Origin of the sequence: Citricoccus sp. NPDC055426 (assembly GCF_040677445.1) — a bacterium.
Lineage (GTDB): Bacteria > Actinomycetota > Actinomycetes > Actinomycetales > Micrococcaceae > Citricoccus.
The window spans coordinates 35,693-54,159 of record NZ_JBFARZ010000006.1 but is presented as its reverse complement, the minus strand read 5'-3'; the positions used below and the strand labels follow the sequence as shown (position 1 = coordinate 54,159).

General features: G+C 71.7%; 19 protein-coding genes. 10 read left to right on the top strand and 9 right to left on the bottom strand.

Going from position 1 to position 18,467, the window contains the following annotated elements; all coding sequences use genetic code 11:
* Positions 1–2: 2 nt before the first annotated feature.
* On the bottom strand, positions 3–1,082 hold the full coding sequence (locus AB0K08_RS10375; RefSeq protein WP_363354089.1) for a general stress protein: 1,080 nt from the start codon (positions 1,080–1,082) through the stop codon (positions 3–5).
* Positions 1,083–1,197: 115 nt separating this feature from the next.
* On the opposite strand from AB0K08_RS10375, the gene AB0K08_RS10370 reads away from it, so the two are divergent.
* Genes AB0K08_RS10370 through AB0K08_RS10360 form a run of 3 tightly spaced genes read left to right on the top strand, consistent with a single transcriptional unit; the run spans position 1,198 to position 4,489 of the window.
* Positions 1,198–2,538 (top strand): CBS domain-containing protein, encoded by a 1,341-nt coding sequence (locus AB0K08_RS10370; protein ID WP_363354087.1) that lies wholly within the window; start codon positions 1,198–1,200, stop codon positions 2,536–2,538.
* The gene (locus tag AB0K08_RS10365; RefSeq protein ID WP_363354085.1) at positions 2,538–3,323 is read left to right on the top strand and encodes a DUF1003 domain-containing protein; all 786 of its coding nucleotides are present in this window, start codon (positions 2,538–2,540) and stop codon (positions 3,321–3,323) included. Before AB0K08_RS10370 ends, AB0K08_RS10365 begins: the two co-directional genes overlap by 1 nt.
* Positions 3,320–4,489: an Mrp/NBP35 family ATP-binding protein gene (locus AB0K08_RS10360; protein ID WP_363354083.1), complete on the top strand. Its 1,170-nt coding sequence runs from the start codon at positions 3,320–3,322 to the stop codon at positions 4,487–4,489. The genes AB0K08_RS10365 and AB0K08_RS10360 overlap by 4 nt, the downstream gene beginning before the upstream one ends.
* Before the next feature lie 40 nt (positions 4,490–4,529).
* Here AB0K08_RS10360 and AB0K08_RS10355 read toward each other — a convergent pair whose 3' ends face one another.
* A complete protein-coding gene (locus tag AB0K08_RS10355) occupies positions 4,530–5,204 on the bottom strand; it encodes a twin-arginine translocase TatA/TatE family subunit (protein ID WP_363354081.1) in 675 nt (224 codons plus the stop codon).
* A 29-nt stretch (positions 5,205–5,233) separates the two neighbouring features.
* A complete protein-coding gene (locus tag AB0K08_RS10350) occupies positions 5,234–6,484 on the bottom strand; it encodes a zf-HC2 domain-containing protein (RefSeq protein ID WP_363354079.1) in 1,251 nt (416 codons plus the stop codon).
* 215 nt (positions 6,485–6,699) lie between these two features.
* On the opposite strand from AB0K08_RS10350, the gene AB0K08_RS10345 reads away from it, so the two are divergent.
* The gene (locus AB0K08_RS10345; RefSeq protein WP_363354077.1) at positions 6,700–7,350 is read left to right on the top strand and encodes a class I SAM-dependent methyltransferase; all 651 of its coding nucleotides are present in this window, start codon (positions 6,700–6,702) and stop codon (positions 7,348–7,350) included.
* Positions 7,351–7,508: 158 nt separating this feature from the next.
* Here the strand turns inward: AB0K08_RS10345 and AB0K08_RS10340 are convergent, their stop codons facing one another.
* The 3 genes from AB0K08_RS10340 to AB0K08_RS10330 form a co-directional block, all read right to left on the bottom strand.
* Positions 7,509–7,679: a DUF3117 domain-containing protein gene (locus tag AB0K08_RS10340; RefSeq protein ID WP_363354075.1), complete on the bottom strand. Its 171-nt coding sequence runs from the start codon at positions 7,677–7,679 to the stop codon at positions 7,509–7,511.
* A 116-nt stretch (positions 7,680–7,795) separates the two neighbouring features.
* Positions 7,796–8,173 (bottom strand): DivIVA domain-containing protein, encoded by a 378-nt coding sequence (locus AB0K08_RS10335; RefSeq protein ID WP_363354073.1) that lies wholly within the window; start codon positions 8,171–8,173, stop codon positions 7,796–7,798.
* On the bottom strand, positions 8,170–9,024 hold the full coding sequence (locus AB0K08_RS10330; RefSeq protein ID WP_363354071.1) for a TIGR00730 family Rossman fold protein: 855 nt from the start codon (positions 9,022–9,024) through the stop codon (positions 8,170–8,172). Before AB0K08_RS10330 ends, AB0K08_RS10335 begins: the two co-directional genes overlap by 4 nt.
* Before the next feature lie 125 nt (positions 9,025–9,149).
* Here AB0K08_RS10330 and AB0K08_RS10325 point away from each other — a divergent pair, with 125 nt between their 5' ends.
* The 4 genes from AB0K08_RS10325 to AB0K08_RS10310 all read left to right on the top strand — a co-directional run bounded on the left by AB0K08_RS10325 (position 9,150) and on the right by AB0K08_RS10310 (position 12,587).
* The gene (locus tag AB0K08_RS10325; RefSeq protein ID WP_363354069.1) at positions 9,150–9,944 is read left to right on the top strand and encodes an amino acid ABC transporter ATP-binding protein; all 795 of its coding nucleotides are present in this window, start codon (positions 9,150–9,152) and stop codon (positions 9,942–9,944) included.
* 87 nt (positions 9,945–10,031) lie between these two features.
* Complete coding sequence (locus AB0K08_RS10320; RefSeq protein ID WP_363354067.1) at positions 10,032–10,907, top strand: glutamate ABC transporter substrate-binding protein; 876 nt, start codon at positions 10,032–10,034, stop codon at positions 10,905–10,907.
* Positions 10,908–11,022: 115 nt separating this feature from the next.
* Complete coding sequence (locus tag AB0K08_RS10315) at positions 11,023–11,697, top strand: ABC transporter permease subunit (protein ID WP_363354065.1); 675 nt, start codon at positions 11,023–11,025, stop codon at positions 11,695–11,697.
* Positions 11,694–12,587 (top strand): amino acid ABC transporter permease, encoded by an 894-nt coding sequence (locus AB0K08_RS10310; protein WP_363354063.1) that lies wholly within the window; start codon positions 11,694–11,696, stop codon positions 12,585–12,587. The genes AB0K08_RS10315 and AB0K08_RS10310 overlap by 4 nt, the downstream gene beginning before the upstream one ends.
* Before the next feature lie 6 nt (positions 12,588–12,593).
* On the opposite strand, the gene dapE is transcribed toward AB0K08_RS10310, so the two are convergent.
* Positions 12,594–13,787 (bottom strand): succinyl-diaminopimelate desuccinylase, encoded by a 1,194-nt coding sequence (gene dapE / locus AB0K08_RS10305; RefSeq protein ID WP_363354061.1) that lies wholly within the window; start codon positions 13,785–13,787, stop codon positions 12,594–12,596.
* A gap of 101 nt (positions 13,788–13,888) precedes the next feature.
* Here dapE and dapD point away from each other — a divergent pair, with 101 nt between their 5' ends.
* Both dapD and AB0K08_RS10295 read left to right on the top strand, forming a co-directional pair.
* The gene (gene dapD / locus AB0K08_RS10300) at positions 13,889–14,863 is read left to right on the top strand and encodes a 2,3,4,5-tetrahydropyridine-2,6-dicarboxylate N-succinyltransferase (RefSeq protein ID WP_363354297.1); all 975 of its coding nucleotides are present in this window, start codon (positions 13,889–13,891) and stop codon (positions 14,861–14,863) included.
* Positions 14,864–14,888: 25 nt separating this feature from the next.
* Entirely contained in the window at positions 14,889–15,743 is an 855-nt protein-coding gene (locus tag AB0K08_RS10295; protein ID WP_363354059.1) for a hypothetical protein, read from the top strand.
* A 102-nt stretch (positions 15,744–15,845) separates the two neighbouring features.
* Here AB0K08_RS10295 and AB0K08_RS10290 read toward each other — a convergent pair whose 3' ends face one another.
* Together AB0K08_RS10290 and dapC are read right to left on the bottom strand one after the other, a co-directional pair.
* Positions 15,846–17,129, bottom strand: coding sequence for a citrate synthase (locus tag AB0K08_RS10290; RefSeq protein ID WP_363354057.1), 1,284 nt, complete (start codon positions 17,127–17,129; stop codon positions 15,846–15,848).
* Between the two features lie 143 nt (positions 17,130–17,272).
* Entirely contained in the window at positions 17,273–18,463 is a 1,191-nt protein-coding gene (dapC, locus tag AB0K08_RS10285; protein ID WP_363354055.1) for a succinyldiaminopimelate transaminase, read from the bottom strand.
* Positions 18,464–18,467 lie beyond the last annotated feature (4 nt).

The window sequence follows — 18,467 nt, the reverse complement described above, 5'->3', positions numbered from 1 at the left end:
CCTCAGGGGCGGTCCCCGGTATCGGAACCGTCCGTGACGTCCCCGGTCGCTGGAGATCGGGGCGCTGGTGATGCGGGATCCGCAGGACCCCCGGTGTCCGACGCCGGCCGGTCGCCTTCCGCGTCCGGGGCGGCGCCGCCGTCCACGGGCCGGTTCCGATCGGCGCGGCGCCCCGACCCCGTGGAGCCGCCGGAGCCGCCCTTGCCGTAGGACGGGGTCTCGAAGGACCCCGGGCCCTTCCCGCCCTCACCGGCCGAACCGGTCCGGGCGGCGTTCTCCGACAGGATGCGCTCCCGCACCTGGACGGCCTCGTCCTCGGGCAGCCGCACGCCGTACTGGGGTCGGCCGTCCGGCAGGTCCGGGAAGACCCCGGTGCGCGCAGGCGCCGGGGAGCCCGGTGCCGATGCCGGGTCGGGGGCCGCCGCCGGTGCCGTCGCCGGCGCGGCGGGTGAGCCGTCCGCGGGGCCGGGGGACGGCGTCGGGCCCTGCTGGCCTTGCGGGCGGCCCTCTGAACGGTCCTCGGGGCGGTCTTCCGGCGCGGGCGAGGGCGTGCCCGGTGGCGCGGGGGCCACGGGTGCGGTGGGTGCCGGGGACGGCGCCGCCCCGGGGCGGCCCAGGGCCTGCTTGGCCTGGGCGGCCGTCTCAAACTCACAGACCACGTCGAAGTTGGACGGGACGAGCTGCTGGACCGAGTTCACGCCCCGGCCCTTGCGCATCGCGTGGCCGATCACCCCGAAGATCACCCAGACGGCCACGCCGAGGCCCACCGTGTAGAGGATCTGGACCCCGCTCCCGGCGGGGTCGATCAGGGTCATCAGGATGCCGAGCATCATCCCGAAGAAGGCGCCCTGGATGGCGGAGCGCAAGGCCACGGAGGGATAGGTCAGCCGGTTGCGGATCCGCTCGACCGTTCGCAGGTCCGTGCCGACGATCGAGACCGTGCGGACGTCGAACTCCTGGGCGGCGAGCTCGTCCACGACCTTCCGGGCCTCGAGGTAGGTCGGGAAGGACCCCAACACCTCGCCGCGCGGCAGGCCGCTGACCGAGGGATCGGAGGACGTGGGGCCGAAGAGCATGGACATGGCTCCATTGTGCCGCCCGGGCCCCGGCAGGACACCACCGCACGGCGGGTTCTCCGCCACCGGCGTAAGGGACGGGCTCCCGGCGGGGCCCGTCCATGCCGACTAGGCTGGCTGGGTGAACGCCCCCAAGATCTTCGTCGCCCGCCTGCTGGGCCTGGACGTGTTCGACCCCCTCGGAGATCGTCTGGGCCGCCTGCGGGACGCCGTGGTCACCGACCGCGGCCCGGGCCTGCCGCCGGTCGCGGTCGGCCTCGTCATCGAGGTCCCGGGCAAGAAACGCGTCTTCGTGCCCATGACCCGGGTGACGTCCATGGGCGCCGGGCAGGTCATCACCACCGGGCTGATCAACCTGCGCCGCTTCGAGCGCCGGGGGGCCGAGCTGATGGTGGCCGCCGACCTCTTCGACCGCCGGGTCACCCTCGTGGACGGCTCGGGCCGGGCGGTGCTGGAGGACCTGGGACTGGAGCAGCAGCGCAACGGCGACTGGCTGGTCAGCGACCTGTATGTCCGCCGGGACGCCGGGCGCAACGCCTTCGGGCGGGTCCGGGGCGAGCACCTGCTGGTGGGCTGGCACGAGGCCCGCTGGGCGGCCCGGGAGGAACCACAGGGTGCCTCCAGCTTCGTGGCCGCCCACGAGGACCTCAAGGCCGCCGACCTCGCCGACGTGTTGCACGAGATGACGGCGAAGCGACGCGTGGAGGTGGCCGCCGAGTTGCAGGACGGGCGGCTGGCGGACGTCCTGCAGGAGCTGCCGGACGACGACCAGGTGGAGATCATCTCCAACCTGGACATCGAGCGCGCCGCGGACGTGCTCGAGGAGATGGACCCGGACGATGCCGCCGACCTCCTGCACGAGCTCTCCGACTCCCAGCAGGAACTGCTGCTGGAGCTGATGGAGCCGGAGGATGCGGATGATGTCCGCCGGCTCATGGAGTATGAGGAGAACACCGCCGGTTCCGTGATGACGCCGGTGCCGGTCATCATGCCGCCCGAGGCCACGGTGGCCGAGGCCCTGGCGAACATCCGCCAGCAGGAGTTCACCCCCGCGATGGCGTCCCTGGTGATCGTGGCCCGGCCGCCGCTGGAGACCCCCACCGGCCGCTACCTCGGCGTGGTGCACTTCCAGCGCCTGCTGCGCTATCCCCCGCCGGAGCCCCTGGGCAACATCCTGGACAAGGATCTCGAGCCCGTCTCCGACCTGATGCCCCTGCCCGCGGTGACGCGTGAGCTGGCCACGTACAACCTGACCTGCATCCCCGTGGTGAACCTGCACCACCGCGTGGTCGGCGCCGTCACGGTGGACGACGTCCTGGACCACCTGCTGCCCGATGACTGGCGCAGCATGGAGCATCCGGACGAGGCGGAGCACCCGGCCACCGATCCCTCGAAGGCCCCCTCGACGAATCCCCCGAAGGCTCCCCCGACGACCCCCTCGACGACCCAGGAGGCGACCTGATGGCGGAGAAGAACACCGAGACCGCAGGGCTCCCGTCCCCGCGCCGCTCCGGCCTGGACACCCCGCTGGGGGCCCGGGGCCGCCGCTGGCCCCGGCTCAGCCCCAACCCGGACGCCTTCGGCGAGGCCACCGAGGGCTTCGCACGGTTCATGGGCACGCCGCAGTTCATCCTGTGGATGACGGTCTTCTGTGCCCTGTGGCTGTCCTGGAACTCCTTCGCCCCGGCGCAGCTCCGGTTCGACTCGGCCGCCATCGGCTTCACCGCCCTGACCCTGGTGCTGTCCCTGCAGGCCTCCTACGCCGCTCCCCTGCTGCTGCTCGCGCAGAACCGGCAGGACGACCGGGACAAGGTGTCCCTGCGGGAGGACCGGAACCGCGCCGAGCGCAACCTGGCGGACACCGAGTACCTCACCCGGGAGCTCGCCGGCCTGCGCATCGCCCTGCAGGACGTGGCCACCCGTGACTTCGTCCGCTCCGAGATGAGGGATGCCGTCGCCGAGATCACCGAGGACCTCAAGGACGAGTGGCGTGAGCAGGTGCGGGCCGAGCTGCTCGAGGAGATGGCCCGGAATCCCGACGCCGGCCCCGCACCCGCCCCGCACGGGTCCGGGTCTGCGTCCGGGCATCGCAAGGGCAAGAAGAAGAAGAACCGGCCGAGCCGGGAGGCCCGCGAACGCATCGAGGGCGACGAGGACGGCAGCCACACGACCACGCTGGCCATCATCGCCGCCGAGGAGGCCGGCGACGCCCAGGCGAACCGAGAGACTGGAGAGAACACCGAATGACCGACACCGCCGGGCCCGCCGACGCCCCGGAGCTCACCACCGATCTGGAGCGGGCCGCCTGGACCCGCCTCGGCTCCGTCCTGGATCCGGAGATCCGGCGTCCGGTGACCGAGCTGGGCATGATCGCCTCCATCACCGAGGGGCCGGCCGTGACCGGCCCCCACCATCTGACCGTCGGGGTCCGGTTGACCATCGCCGGGTGCCCGCTGCGGGACACCATCACCGGCGATGTGGAACAGGCCCTGGCCGATCTGCACGGCGGCACCTCGGTCACGGTCCAGATGACGGTCATGACCGCCGAGCAGCGCGCGGGGCTCAAGGAGTTCCTGACGGGCGGGCGACCCCCGAACCCCTTCGGACCGGGCACCCTGACCCGGGTGTACGCCGTGGCCTCCGGCAAGGGCGGCGTGGGCAAGTCGACCGTGACGGCCAACCTCGCCACGGCGCTGGCGGACCGCGGACTGTCCGTGGGCCTGGTGGACGCCGACATCCACGGTTTCTCCATCCCCGGGTTGCTCGGCACCACGGCGCGGCCCACGCGGGTGGACGAGATGATCCTGCCCCCGGTGGCCCACGGGGTGAAGGTCATCTCGATCGGCATGTTCCTGGACAGCGACCGCCCGGTCGCCTGGCGTGGGCCGATGCTCCACCGGGCACTCGAGCAGTTCGTGACGGACGTGTACTGGGGCGACCTGGACATCCTGCTGGTCGACCTCCCGCCGGGCACCGGGGACATCGCCATCTCCGCCGCGCAGCTGCTGAGCACCTCCGAGCTGCTCATCGTCACGACCCCGCAGCAGGCCGCGGCCCAGGTGGCCGCCCGGGCCGGGGAACTCTCCGAGCAGACGGGCCAGCAGGTGGCCGGGGTGGTGGAGAACATGGCCGCCATGACCCTGCCGGACGGGTCCGTGCTGGACCTCTTCGGCTCCGGCGGCGGGCAGACCGTCTCGGACCGGCTCACCGCCACGCTGGGCCGGGAGGTGCCGCTGCTGGGTTCCGTGCCGCTGGACCCCCAGCTGCGTCAGGACGGCGACGGCGGCACCCCCGTGGTGCTGGAGCATCCGCAGTCTCCGGCCGGGGCCGAGCTGCGGCGCGTGGCGCGGTCCCTGGCCGTGCGGCCCCGCGGGCTCTCCGGGCTCAAGCTGCCCGTGACCCCGCGCGACTGAGGCCGGCCCGCCCGGGTCCACCCGGGGACGTCAGGTGCGGTCAGGTGGCGTCGGCGTCGAAGGGCGCCGGGGTGCCGTCCGTGGACGGGGCGGCGGCGAGGTCGGCCTCGGTGGTCTCCGCCGTCTCGGGCGCCGTGGTCTCGGCGGCTGCAACCTCGGGCGCCGTGGTGGTCTCCGCGCCGTGCGCCGCCGTGGCAGCGGCCCCGGCGGCCGCGACGCCGGTCCCGGCCGCCGCAGCGCCCGCACCCGGGGCCGGGCACCGGGAGGAGGGACCGAACAACAGGGCCCGGGGATCCAGGTCCTTCAGGTCCTCCCGCAGGGCGTCGCGCTGGCCGCGGGCCGCCCGGAGGTCACCCCGCAGGCCATCCCGGCCCGAGGTCGGCGTGGGTGAGGATCCCGCGGGTGCGGCGGAGGAACCGGAGACGCTGGCGGCGGCAGCCCCCTGGGTGTCGCCGTCGACCGGCTCGGACAGGGCGTCCCGGATGATCCGCCGCGGATCGTACTGCCGGGGGTCGTACCGCTTCCAGTCGATCTCGTCGAAGTCCGTGCCCGTCTCTTCCTTGAACTGGGTCTTGGCTCCTTCAGCCATCCGGCGCAGATTGCGGATCCACTCCGTGAGCTGGCGCGCGTAGTGGGGAAGCTTCTCCGGCCCGAGCACGAGGACGGCCAGCAGGATCAGGATGATCAGCTCTGCGCCGTTGATACCGAAGGTCACGGAACCTTAGCCTACCGGAGTGCCCTGCGTCATCGGCGTTCCTGGTCCGGCTCCGCCATCCACGGCAGGAGTCGTTCGAAGCCCCGCGCCAGGCGGTCCGCGGGGCGTTCGGGTGCCAGGCCCGACTGCACGCGCGACCGTTCCGAGATCACCACGAGGGACATCAGCCGGTCGGCACGCTCCACCGCCAGGTCGGACTCCACCGTGTAGGCGGCCTGGGCGGTGCGGGCGGTGGCCGTCCACGAGCCGTCCCCATGCTCCAGCACGGACATATCCACCCCCACGGGCAGTTCGCGGGTCTCCGCCGCGGTCGCCACGCCCCCCACGAGCTCCGCCGGTGTACCGGCACCGGCGAGGGCCGCGTCGACCGGGCAGCCGGGGACCTCGGCGTCCTCGGCCAACGAACGGCACTCGTGCAGCACCATGGACGCCCCGTGCCCCTGCAGGGACATGATCACCTCGGCGGTGTCCCCCACCAGGGCCCACCCCGTGGAGTCGTGCTGCAGGCCGAAGCCGTTCAGGCTCGGGACGTTCCAGCCATGCTGCCGGAGGTCGGTGACCATGTCCGGGGTCAGGGCCACGGCCCCGGCCAGCGCCACGCCGGGATGACCCGTGGCCCCCGCCCCGGCGTCGGCCTCCACCGTCGCTGAGGAGTCGGCGCCGTCCACGCCCGCCGGGGACAGCACGGCCGCATCGGCTCCCCCGCCGTCGGGCCCTCCCGCTGCGTCCTCGGTCCCGCCCCCGTCGGCCGGGGACGCTCCCGCTGTGGTCTCCGCGCCCGGCGCGGCCGGTGAGCCGCCCCGCTCGGCCGCGGGGCCGGCGTCGTGCCCGGTCCCCGGGGAGAGAGGGCTGGCGGCCGACGCGCTGGCGGCGGCCGGCAACAGCGGCCGACTCTCTCCGGCCCCGGCCGGGGACTCCGGGTCGCCGGCGATCCAGGCGGCGGACAGCACCACCACGGCGGTCAGCCCGAGCGCCCCCATGCCTGCCACCACCTTCCACCCTGCCACGCCGTCCCGCGCCTCGAGCACCGGCTGCGTGGTGGAGTCCTGGCCAGGCGCCGCACGGTCCGGCCGGGCTGCGTCAGGGGCCGGGGAGTCCGTGCGGGTGGGGTGTGCGTTCTCCACGGAGGAGGCGACCTGCAGGATGCGTTCGCGCTGGGAGACCTCCCGGCTGCACTCGGCGCACTGCGCCAGATGGGCAGCGATCCGCGCCCGGGAGATCGGAGGAAGGGCGTGCTCCACGTAGGAGTCGAAGCGGGCCCGGGGGTGGAACACCGCCATCAGCGTGGACCTTTCCCTCCGCAGGCTCGTGCGGGGGCCGGTACGAGGGGTGGGGTGCAGTCGGGGATCATCACCGCAGTCGACTCCTTTCCGTCTGCTTCCAGTCTGGCCCCAGAATCTGTGAGGAGCCTGAGCATGAAGGCGTGTCGCCGGACTCGCCGTAGTATGGACTGCCGATCGGCATCACCCCCGGACCAGAGAATCGAGCACGCCGCATGAAGGCCCTGAGCCCCCATCAGACGGACAAGCACGCCAGCTGGGCGTTTGCCGAGTCCCGTCCGGCAGAGGACGAGGTCCTGCTGCGCGCCCGCGAGCGCTCCGCCGACCTGGGGATCGTGCCCGTCACCGAGGGCGCCGCCGCCCTGCTGACCGTGCTGGCGGCCACCCGCTCCCCCGCCAATGTGGTGGAGATCGGCACCGGGGCCGGGGTCTCCGGCATCGCCCTGATGCGGGGCCTGGCCCGGGACGCGATGCTGACGACCATCGATCCGGACGCCGAGGCGCTGCGTGCCGCCCGGGAGGGCTTCGCCGAGGGCGGTTTCCCCGCCAACCGCACCCGGATGATCACCGGCCGGGCCCGCACCGTGGTCCCCCGCCTGAACAGCACGGCCTATGACCTGGTGTTCCTCGACGCGGACAAGGCCTCCCTGGTCTTCCATGTGGAGCAGGCCGCGCGGCTGCTGCGTGCCGGGGGGCTGCTGATCGTCAACGACGCCCTCGACGAGGACCGGGTGCCCAAGCCCGCCGTCCGGGAGGCCTCCACGGTGGCCTGCCGCGAGGCCGGCAAGATGCTGCGGGACGAGGAGATGTGGCAGTCGGCGCTGGTCCCCACCGGGTCCGGCGTCCTCCTGGCCGTGCGGCGCTGACCGGCCCCTTCTCCCAGGCCGGACCCGGGGCAGACCGGACCCGGAACAGGCCAGACCCCCGGCCGCGCAGCCTTCAGGCTGCGGGACCGGGGGTCTGGTCATTCCGGACGGTGCCGTCTGCACCGTGTGACGCCGTCGGAGCCGGCGCCCGGGGGCGGTCAGCCGTCGGTGACGCCGACCAGGCACTCCTTGAGCGAGGCGGCCTCGTCCTTGTTGAGTTCAAGAACCAGGCGGCCTCCGCCGTCGATCGGCACGCGCATGATGAGGCTCCGGCCCTCCTTGGTCACTTCCATGGGACCGTCCCCGGTGCGAGGCTTCATGGCTGCCATCTGTGTTCCCTTCTCGAAGCGGTCCCCCCTCGTCACAGCGGGACCGCAAGACTTTTCGTGTGGCCGGCGCGGGTTGAGGCAATCCGGCACGGCCGCGGAGCGCTTGACAACCCCTATTATTCCGGATTCCGCGCGGTGCCGCTAATCACACCGTCTTGACGCGTCGCGGCGTCGGCCTCGGACCACCCCGCCGACCGGGATTCCACGGACCGTTCCCGCAGCCGGGCGATCTCCTCGTCCCGATCCGCGAGGGCCGCCGAGAGCATCTCCAGCGTCTCATCCACCTGGTCCATGCGGTATCCACGCAGCCCCGGGGAGAACCTCAGTCGGTCCACGTCCTCCGGCGACGGTTCCGGCGGCAACAGCACGGGCGGCAGCAGGCGCACCGGATCCGCCAGGGGCGCCGCGAAGCCGCCCCGCCCGGTGACGGTGAGGGCCAACAACCCCACCACCACGACGGCGGCCACCAGGACCAGCACCACGAAGACGCTCACTGGGGGTCGCCTGCCGCCATGCCGTGGTCCGCGGCGAGGCGGTGGTGCTCGGGATCCCACGCCTCCCGGTCCGGCCAGCGGCCGCCGGCCACGGTGTTCACCACCAGGGCCACGGCCTCCTCCGGCGTGTCCGCCAGCTGCAGCAGATGGACATCCGCCGCGTTGATCATGCCGCGGGTCACCAGGGTGTCCCGGATCCAGTCCACGAGCGGGCCCCAGAAGTCCCGGCCGAGCAGCACCACGGGGAAGGCGGTGACCTTGCCGGTCTGGACCAGGGTGAGCGCCTCGAAGAGCTCGTCGAGGGTCCCCAGGCCGCCGGGGGCCACCACGAAGCCCTGGGAGTACTTCAGGAACATCACCTTGCGGACGAAGAAGTAGCGGAAGTCCACCCCGACATCGATCCAGGCGTTCAACCCCTGCTCGTGGGGCAGCTCGATCCCCAGGCCCACGGAGATCCCGCCGGCCTCCTTGGCACCCCGGTTGGCGGCCTCCATGGCCCCGGGCCCGCCCCCGGTGACCACGGTGAACCCCGCCTCGGACAGCCTCCGGCCGGTCTCCCGGGCCTGCTCGTACTCCGGGGCGCCCGGGTGCGTCCGTGCCGAGCCGAACACCGAGATGGCCGGGCCGAGGTCCGCCAGCGCGCCGAAGCCCTCGATGAACTCACCCTGGATGCGCATCACCCGCCAGGCGTCCGTGGTGGTGGAGCCCCGGGGCTGCTCCCGGTCGTTGCGCAGCAGCAACTGGTCGAAGGTGGGGCCTGCGGCCGCGGCGCCGCGGAGGGTCTGGGGACCGCGGCGGACACCGGGGCCCGGTGTGGCCCCGGTGCCGCTGGAGGACGCATCGGAGGACATGCCCCCAGCCTAGGCCTTCCCGGACGCTCAAGAGATGTTTCAGAAAGGCAACGATTGGATTAAAACCGGGGGGTGACGACCGCTGATACCTCATCAGAACCGGCCATGTCCTATAGTCTCCCTCTATGACGCAGAGCACACCGGCCCCAGCGGATCCCCCCGCGGCCGAACCCACCCGCAAGCGGGCCCTCGTCGAGCTGGAGAACGTGAACAAGCACTTCGGCTCGTTCCAGGCCCTCACGGACATCAACCTGACCATCCCCGAGGGGCAGGTGGCGATCGTCCTGGGGCCCTCCGGGTCCGGCAAGTCGACGCTCTGCCGCACCATCAACCGTCTGGAGACCATCGATGAGGGCGGCACGATCCGCATCGACGGCAAGCCCCTTCCCGCGGAGGGCAAGGGACTGGCCAAGCTCCGCGCCGACGTCGGCATGGTGTTCCAGTCCTTCAACCTCTTCGCCCACAAGTCGATCCTCGAGAACGTGACCCTGGGGCCGATCAAGGTCAAGGGCCTGAAGAAGTCCCAGGCCAACGAGGAGGCCATGGCACTGCTGGAACGCGTCGGCGTGGCCCAGCAGGCCAAGAAGATGCCGGCCCAGCTCTCCGGCGGCCAGCAGCAGCGCGTGGCCATCGCCCGGGCCCTGGCCATGAAGCCCAAGGTCATGCTCTTCGACGAACCCACCTCGGCGCTCGACCCGGAGATGGTCCAGGAGGTCCTGGACGCCATGGTCCAGCTCGCGCAGGAGGGCATGACCATGGTCGTGGTCACCCACGAGATGGGCTTCGCCCACAAGGCCGGCGACCGCGTGATCTTCATGGACCAGGGGGCCGTCCTCGAGGACGCGGACCCCGAGTCGTTCTTCTCGACCCCGCAGCATCCCCGGGCCAAGGACTTCCTCGGGAAGATCCTCACCCACTGACGCACCGCGTCCACCCGCGCCACCGAACCTGTCACCACCGCACCCAACCGCTCTCATCACGAGCACCGTCACCGGAGGAACCCCACCATGCGCAAGAAACTCCTGTCCGCAGCCGCCATCGCAGCCTCGGCCGCCCTCGTCCTGTCCGCCTGCTCCCCGTCCGCCGATGACGGCGGCGGCGAGGGCGGCGGCGGCGAGGGCGGCGGCGGGGGTGGCGATTCCGTCCGCATCGGCATCAAGTTCGACCAGCCGGGCCTCGGCTTCCGCGAGGGCAGCGGCGACCCGACCGGGTTCGATGTCGATGTGGCCACGTACGTGGCCGGCGAGCTCGGCTATTCCGAGGACCAGATCGAATGGGTCCAGACCCCCTCGGCCAATCGCGAGAACGCCCTGGAGGGCGGCGAGGTCGACATGATCTTCGCCACCTACTCGATCACCGATGAGCGGGCCCAGCGCGTCGGCTTCGCCGGCCCGTACTTCGTGGCCGGCCAGGACCTGCTGGTGCGTGCCGACGACTCCGAGATCACCGGCCCGGAGGACCTGGAGGGCAAGAACCTGTGCTCCGTCACCGGTTCCACCTCCGCCCAGAAGATCAAGGACGAGTTCGCCTCCGGCGTGAACCTGGTGGAGCAGGGCGGCTACGCCGAGTGCGTGACGTACCTGGAGTCCGGTCAGGTCGACGCCGTCACCACCGACGACATCATCCTCGCCGGCCTCGCCGCGACCCCGGAGAACTCCGGCAAGTTCAAGGTCGTCGGGAACGCCTTCACCGTGGAACGCTACGGCGTCGGCCTGCCCAAGGGCTCGGAAGACTGCCAGGCCGTCAACGACGCCATCACGAAGATGAAGGACGAGAGCGCCTGGGAGGAGGCTCTGACCTCCAACACCGAGGGCACCGGCTACACCCCGGACGAGGAGCTCAACAACGGCCCCGAGGCCGAGATGGAGTCCTGCGACGCCTGATCGGACAGCATCGTGAGACGGCGGCGGGCCGGGCGCCCGCCCGGCCCGCCGCCGTCGTCCTCCGGCCACCCACCGCGGCACACCCCCGGCCGTCGGTCACCGAAACAGGAAGCTCATGAACGGATTCCTTGAACTCTTCGCCGAGTACGACATCCTCGGCGCCTTCTGGATGAACATCCGGCTGACCCTCTTGGCGGCCATCGGTTCCTTCATCCTGGGCACGGTCTTGGCGCTCTTCCGGATCTCCCCGGTCGGATCGCTCCGGAGCATCGGCACCTCGTACGTGAACATCGTCCGGAACACCCCGCTCACGATCATCATGGTGCTCGGCGTCCTGGCCGTCTGGGGCCAGTTGAAGATCGAGTTCTCCAGCGACTTCAACGTCAACTTCTTCACCTACGCCGTGATCGCCCTGACCCTCTACCATGCGGCCTTCGTGTGCGAGGCGATCCGCTCCGGCGTCAACACCGTGCCGCTCGGCCAGGCCGAGGCCGCCCGGGCGATCGGGCTCAGCTTCCTGCCGGCCGCCCGCATGGTGGTGCTACCGCAGGCGATGCGCGGTGCGGTGACACCGCTGGGCAACACCCTGATCGCGCTGACCAAGAACACGACGGTGGCCGCGGCGGCCTCCGTGGCCGAGGCCTCGGGGCTGATGAAGACCATGATCGAGTTCAACCCGGACCTGATGATCTACATCTTCCTCACCATCGCGATCGGATTCTGCATCATCGTCATTCCCATGGGCATCCTGACCACCTGGCTCTCCGACAAGCTGGCGGTGGCACGATGACCGCCACGACGTCCGTCCTCTTCGACGCCCCGGGCCCCAAGGCCCGGCGCAACATCCTGATCTCCAACCTGGTGGCGCTGGCCGCCGTGCTGGTGGTCGTGGTCCTGGTGCTGATGCAGCTGGACCGGCAGGGACAGTTGGCGCCACAGCAGTGGGTCAACGCCCTGAACGCCAACGCCTGGACCAACTACTACCTGCCGGGCCTGCAGTTCACCCTGCAGGCCTCCGGGATCGCCGTGGTCACGGCCCTGGTCTTCGGTCTCGTCTTCGGCTTCCTGCGGCTGGCCCCGTTCGCCATCGTCCGGGCGGTCTCCGGCGTCATCGTCGAGTTCTTCCGCGCCGTCCCGGTGCTGGTGATGATGTTCTTCCTGTACTTCTTCTTCGCCCGGGTGGCGGCCCCCGCCGGCCTCATGGCCGGCACGGACGCCGCGTACTACGGCGTGATCGTGGGCCTGACGCTCTACAACGGGGCGGTGATCGCCGAGCTGGTCCGCTCCGGCGTGAAGTCCCTGCCCAAGGGTCAGCGCGAGGCCGCGGCGGCGGTCGGCATGACGAACAACCAGTCGCTGCGCCTCGTGGAGGTCCCGCAGGCCCTGACGGCCATGCTGCCGTCCCTGCTCAGCCAGTTCGTGGTGATCCTCAAGGACTCCGCGCTCGGCTACCTGATCGGCTTCTACGAGCTGCTGCAGTACTCCCGCCAGCTCGGCTCGGGCTACTCGAACATCCTCCAGACCCTCGTGGTCGCCGCGCTGATCTTCATCGTCATCAACTTCATCCTGACGTGGCTGGCCACCAAGCTGGCCGGCAACCTGTCCTCGCGGACCAGTGGTGAGGCGGCCCCGACCACCTCCACCACCGTGGCTCCGACCGTGGGCGTCGAACCGAAGTAGCCGGGTCTACGCACCCGGCAGCAGCCACCGGGTGAGGGCCGCCAGACAGTCCCGGATGGCCCCGGCACTGACGTGTTCCTCATCGGTGTGGGCCAGCAGGGCGTCGCCGGGGCCGAAGTTCACGGCGGGCACCCCCAGGGCGGAGAAGCGGGCCACGTCCGTCCAGCCGTACTTGGGCTGCGGGGTCCCCCCGACGGCCGCCACGAAGGCCGCGGCGGCCGGATGGTCCAGCCCCGGGCGGGCCGCGGCGGACTCATCGGTGATCGCCACCTGGTCCCGGCCCACTCCGGCGGTGGCCAGGACGGAGAACACGTGCTCGTGCGCCTGCTCCAGGTCCTTGTCCGGGGCGAAGCGGAAGTTGACCTCCACCGTGCAGGCGTCCGGGATGACGTTGCCTGCCGTGCCACCGTGGATCCGCACGGCGTTCAGGCCCTCTCGGTAGTCCAGGCCCTCCACGCGCACGGTGGCGGGTTCGTAGGCGGCCAGCGCCGCCAGCAGGGGCGCCGCGGCGTGGACGGCGTTCACCCCGCGCCAGGCCCGGCCCGAATGCGCCGCCACCCCGGGCACGGTCACCACGTACCGGCAGGTCCCGTTGCAGCCGCCCTCGACCACGCCGTCGGTGGGTTCCAGCAGCACCGCGAAGTCGGCCTCCAGCAGCTCCGGGGCCTCGCGGACCACCCGTCCCAGCCCCGAGAGCTCGGAGCCGACCTCCTCGTGGTCGTAGAAGACCCAGGTGACGTCGCGCGCGGGGACCGGGCCGGCGTCGTGCCCCATCAGCCCGGCCAGCGCCAGCTGGACGGCCACCCCGGACTTCATGTCCGTGGCCCCGCGGCCGTAGAGCAGGTCGGTGTCTGCCGGAAGGTCGGAGTCGGAGGGCCCGACGGCGGCCGGCGGCTCCCAGCGCGAGGGCACCGTCCCCCGCGCGCCGGGGGCGGTGGGCAGCGGCACGGTGTCCAGGTGGCCGGCCAGCACCACGCGGGAGGCCAGGCCGAAGTCCGTGCGGGCCACCAGCGTGTCCCCGAGCCGCTCCACCCGCAGCCGGGGCAGGGCGCGCAGGGTGGCCTCCACCACATCCGCGAGCGGGCCCTCGTGGTCGGAGACGGAGTGGATGTCCAGCAGGGACGCCGTCAGCAGGGCCACGTCCGAATCCAGGGGTGGCAGCACGGGGGCGGGGCTTCCGGCGGGGTGGGGTGATTCCATGAGCGTCAGTCTAGGTCCGGGCCAGTAGGATACTTCCCATGACCTCCCACCCCATCCAGCCCGGTCCCACTGTGCCTCCCCACCACTCGGACCAGGCCGGGATGCGGCGCGCCGGGCCGGCCCGGCTGGCCTCCGGCACCGGGCTGGCCACGGTGGCCGCGGACGGGACGGTGCTCGATGCCTGGTACCCGGCCCCGGCCCTGGGTGGGCCCTCCGGCGAGGACCTCACGGACGCGCTGACCGCCCTGGCCGTCACGGACGCGGACCGCGGGACGAGCCAGCAGGTCCATGCGGTGCAGATCGACCTCGATGCCGCCCCCGCCGATGCCTGGGACGCCTGGCTGCGTCTGCATCTGCTGTCCCACCGGCTGGTCCGGCCGAGCACCCTGAACCTGGACGGGATCTTCGGCGTGCTGGCCAACGTGGTGTGGACCAGTGCCGGGCCGTGCCTGCCGGCCGGGTTCGAGGCCACCCGGATGCGGCTGCGGGCCCGGGGGCCGGTGCAGGTGTACGGCGTGGACAAGTTCCCCCGGATGACCGACTACGTGGTGCCGCCCGGCGTGCGGATCGGCGACGCCGACCGCGTCCGTCTCGGTGCGCACCTGGCCGAGGGCACCACCGTGATGCATGAGGGTTTCGTGAACTTCAACGCCGGCACCCTGGGCGCGTCCATGGTGGAGGGCCGGATCTCGGCCGGCGTGGTGGTCGGGGACGGCTCGGACGTGGGCGGCGGCGCCTCCATCATGGGCACCCTGTCCGGCGGCGGCTCCCAGCGCATCACCATCGGCAGCCGGGTCCTGTTGGGCGCGAACTCCGGCGTCGGCATCTCCGTGGGGGATGATTCGGTGGTCGAGGCGGGGCTCTACATCACCGCGGGCACCCGGGTCACGGTCCGCACGGGCTCGGGCGGCGCCGTAGGAGATGGCGGAGGGGCGCCGGAGACCACCGTGAAGGCCCTGGACCTCTCCGGCGTGAAGAACCTGCTGTTCCGCCGTGACTCGTCCACCGGCCAGGTCCAGGCCCTGCCGCGGGCAGGCCGCACCGTGGACCTCAACGACGCGCTGCACGCCAACTGATGCCGAACCGCGCCGTGGTGCAGCAGTGAACCGCAGGTCCCGCCGACGTCGGCGCGCCCTGGGGGTCCTCGTGCTGTGCCTGGCCGTGGTGGCCGGCGGCGCCTGGGCCGCCACCCGGTTCATCGACTCCTCGGAGATCATGGTGCGGGAACACTGCACCGCGATCGTGGGCTCGGACTCCTTCCGGCTGGCCCCGGACCAGGCCGCCCACGCCGCCCTGATCTCGGCGGTGTCCATGGACCGTGGCCTGCCGGCCCGTGCGGCCTCGATCGGGATCGCCACGGCCGTGCAGGAGTCCAAGCTGCGCAACATCGACTACGGCGACCGCGCCGGCCCCGACTCCCGCGGGTTGTTCCAACAGCGCCCCTCGCAGGGCTGGGGCTCCGAGGCGCAGATCATGGATCCGGTCTATGCGGCGAACCGCTTCTACCAGGAGCTCGAGCTGCTGGTCCCGGACTTCGAGGACCTCGACATCACCGTGGCCGCCCAGACGGTCCAGCGCTCCGCGTTCCCGGACGCCTACGCCGACCACGAGCCGGAGGGCCGGGCCTACGCCTCCGCCCTCACCGGCCACTCCCCCGCAGCCCTGAACTGCGTGCTGAAGTCACCCGACGGCCCCGGGGACGCCCAGGCGATGACGGCGGCCCTGCAGCGGCAGTTGTCCTCGGCCGAGGCGCAGGTCTCCGACGACGGCCGGACCGTGCTGATCCCGGCCTCCGGCTCGCGGGGCTGGGCCCTGGTGCAATGGGCGGTGGCGAACGCCCAGCAGTTCGGCGTCACCTCCGCCTCCTTCGGCGGACAGGGCTGGGTACGGGCCGACCACGGCTGGGCCCCGGCCACCGGCACCGAGGGAGCCGTCACGGTGACCCTCGCCGGCTGAAGACTCTGAGGGCGATCCCACTTTCAGGGCGATCCTCAGCCGTGGGATCGCCCTGAAAGCGGGGTCGCCCTGAAAGTGGGATCGCCCTGAAAGCGTTGGGGGTCAGCGGGTCGGGTAGTCCCGCAGGTCGTGGCCCGTGTAGACCTGCCGCGGGCGGCCGATCTTGGTGGCCGGGTCCTCGATGAGTTCGCGCCACTGGGCGATCCAGCCCGGCAGCCGGCCGAGGGCGAACAGCGGGGTGAACATCTTCTCCGGGAAGCCCATGGCCTTGTAGATCAGGCCGGTGTAGAAGTCGACGTTCGGGTAGAGCTTGCGCTCGATGAAGTAGTCGTCCGCCAGGGCCTTCTCCTCGAGGCGCATGGCGATGTCCAGCAGCTCGTCGTTGCCGCCGATCTTGCCCAGGATGTCATGGGCGGTCTGCTTGACGATCTTCGCGCGCGGGTCGTAGTTCTTGTAGACGCGGTGGCCGAAGCCCATGAGCTTCACCCCGTCCTCCTTGTTCTTGACCTTGTCCATGAAGTCCTCGGGCTTGACCCCGTCCGACCTGATGGAGCGCAGCATGTTCAGCACGGCCTCGTTGGCCCCGCCGTGCAGCGGGCCGTAGAGGGCGTTGATGCCGGCCGAGATGGAGGCGAACATGTTCGCGTGGGAGGACCCCACGAGCCGCACCGTGGAGGTGGAGCAGTTCTGCTCGTGGTCCGCGTGCAGGATGAGCAGCAGGTCCAGGGCCTTGACCATGTCCGGGTCGAGCTCGTACGGCTCGGCGGGGACCCCGAAGCACTGGCGCAGGAAGTTCTCCACCAGGTTCAGGGAGTTGTCCGGGTAGAGCATCGGCTGGCCGATGGACTTCTTGAACGCGTAGGAGGCGATCACCGGCAGCTTGGCCATCAGCCGGATGGTGGAGATGTGGACCTGTTCCTCGTCGAACGGGTCCAGCGAGTCCGGGTAGAACGTGGAGAGGGCGGACACCGCCGAGGACAGCACCGGCATGGGGTGCGCGTCCCGCGGGAAGCCCGAGAAGAAGCCCTTGAGGTCCTCGTGCAGCATGGTGTGGCGGCGGATCTCCTGGTCCCAGGAACCCAGCTGGTCGCCGGTCGGCAGCTCGCCGTAGATCAGCAGGTAGGCGACCTCGAGGAACGATGAGTTCTCGGCCAGCTGCTCGATCGGGTAGCCGCGGTAGCGCAGCACCCCCTCATCGCCGTCGATGTAGGTGATCGCGGACTTGGCGTTGGCCGTGTTCATGAAGCCCGGGTCATAGGTGACCTGACCGGTGGACTTCAGCAACGGCCCGATGTTCAGACCGTCGTTGCCGATGGTGGCCTTCTCGCGGCCCAGCTCGACGGTCGTGCCGTCCACGGACAGCTGAGCTGAAGTGTCTTCGGTCATGGGTACTCCCTCATGAATAGTGCAGTGTGCGAACCGCCGCCGGGATCCCGGCGGCGCGTCACGGGGACCGTGGGTGGTCGATCCGGTGGTTCGATCCACGTCAACGCTACCAAGCCGGGGGCCCGGACATGGAATCGGTGACGCTAGCGCCAGGTGCGAAGCCGCTCCGCAGCCTGGGCCACGGCCTCGTCCGAGGCGGTGAGGGCGACCCGCACGTACCCGTTGCCGGCCGCCCCGTAGAAGGTCCCTGGGCCCACGAGGATGCCCAGCCGGGCGAAGGCGCCGACCAGATCCCAGCTGTCCTGCTCGCTGGGAGCCGCCCGGCCGGCGTCGTGCCCGGTGGCGTCTCCGGCCGAACCGCCCGCCCGGCCGTCCCGCGTCCACAGATACAGCCCGGCCTCGGAGTGGTCCACCACGAGCCCGGCGGCCTCGAGGGCGTCCCGGAGCAGGGCGCGGCGGGCGCGGTAGCGGTCCTTCTGCTCCCGCACGTGCGCGTCATCCGCCAGGGCCGCGGTCATGGCGGCCTGGACGGGCATCGGGACGATCATGCCGGCGTGCTTACGGCTGTTGACCAGGGTGGCCACCAGGGCGCGGTCCCCCGCGGCGAAGGCGGCCCGGTAGCCGGCCAGGTTCGACTGCTTGGACAGCGAGTACACGCTGAGCAGGTCCGTGTGGTCCCCGCCGCTGACCTCCTCGGCCAGCAGGCACGGGGTCCCGGGCCCCACCCCCGAGGGGTCGTCCCACTCGTCCCAGCCGAGCTCGGCATAGCATTCGTCCGCGGCCACCACGGCTCCCACCTGACGCCCCTGGGCGACGACGGCGCGCAGCTGCTCGGCCGAGGCCACCTTCCCCGTGGGGTTGGCCGGGGAGTTGGTCCAGATGAGCTTCACCCGGGCCCGGGTGTCAGCGTCCAGTTCCTCGAGGGAGTCGGCGGCGACGGCGGTGGCGCCCACGAGCAGCGCACCGATGTCATAGGTCGGGTAGGCCACGGTGGGGCGCACGACCACATCGCCGGGGCCCAGCCCCAGCAGCAGCGGCAGCCAGGCGATGAACTCCTTGGAGCCCACGGTCGGGATGACCGCGTCCGGGTCCAGCCCGGGGACGCCGCGGCGCCGGGCGAACCACGCGGCGACGGCCTGGCGCAGCTCGGCGGTCCCCTGGGTGGTCGGGTAACCGTGGGCGTTCGCCGCGGCCGCCAGGGCGTCCTGGATCAGGGCCGGGGTGTCGTCCACCGGGGTGCCGATGGACAGGTCGGCGAGGCCTCCGGGGTGGGCCTGGGCCGTGGCACGGTAGGGGGCCAGGGACTCCCAGGGGTATTCGGGCAGCGTCAGCATGAGA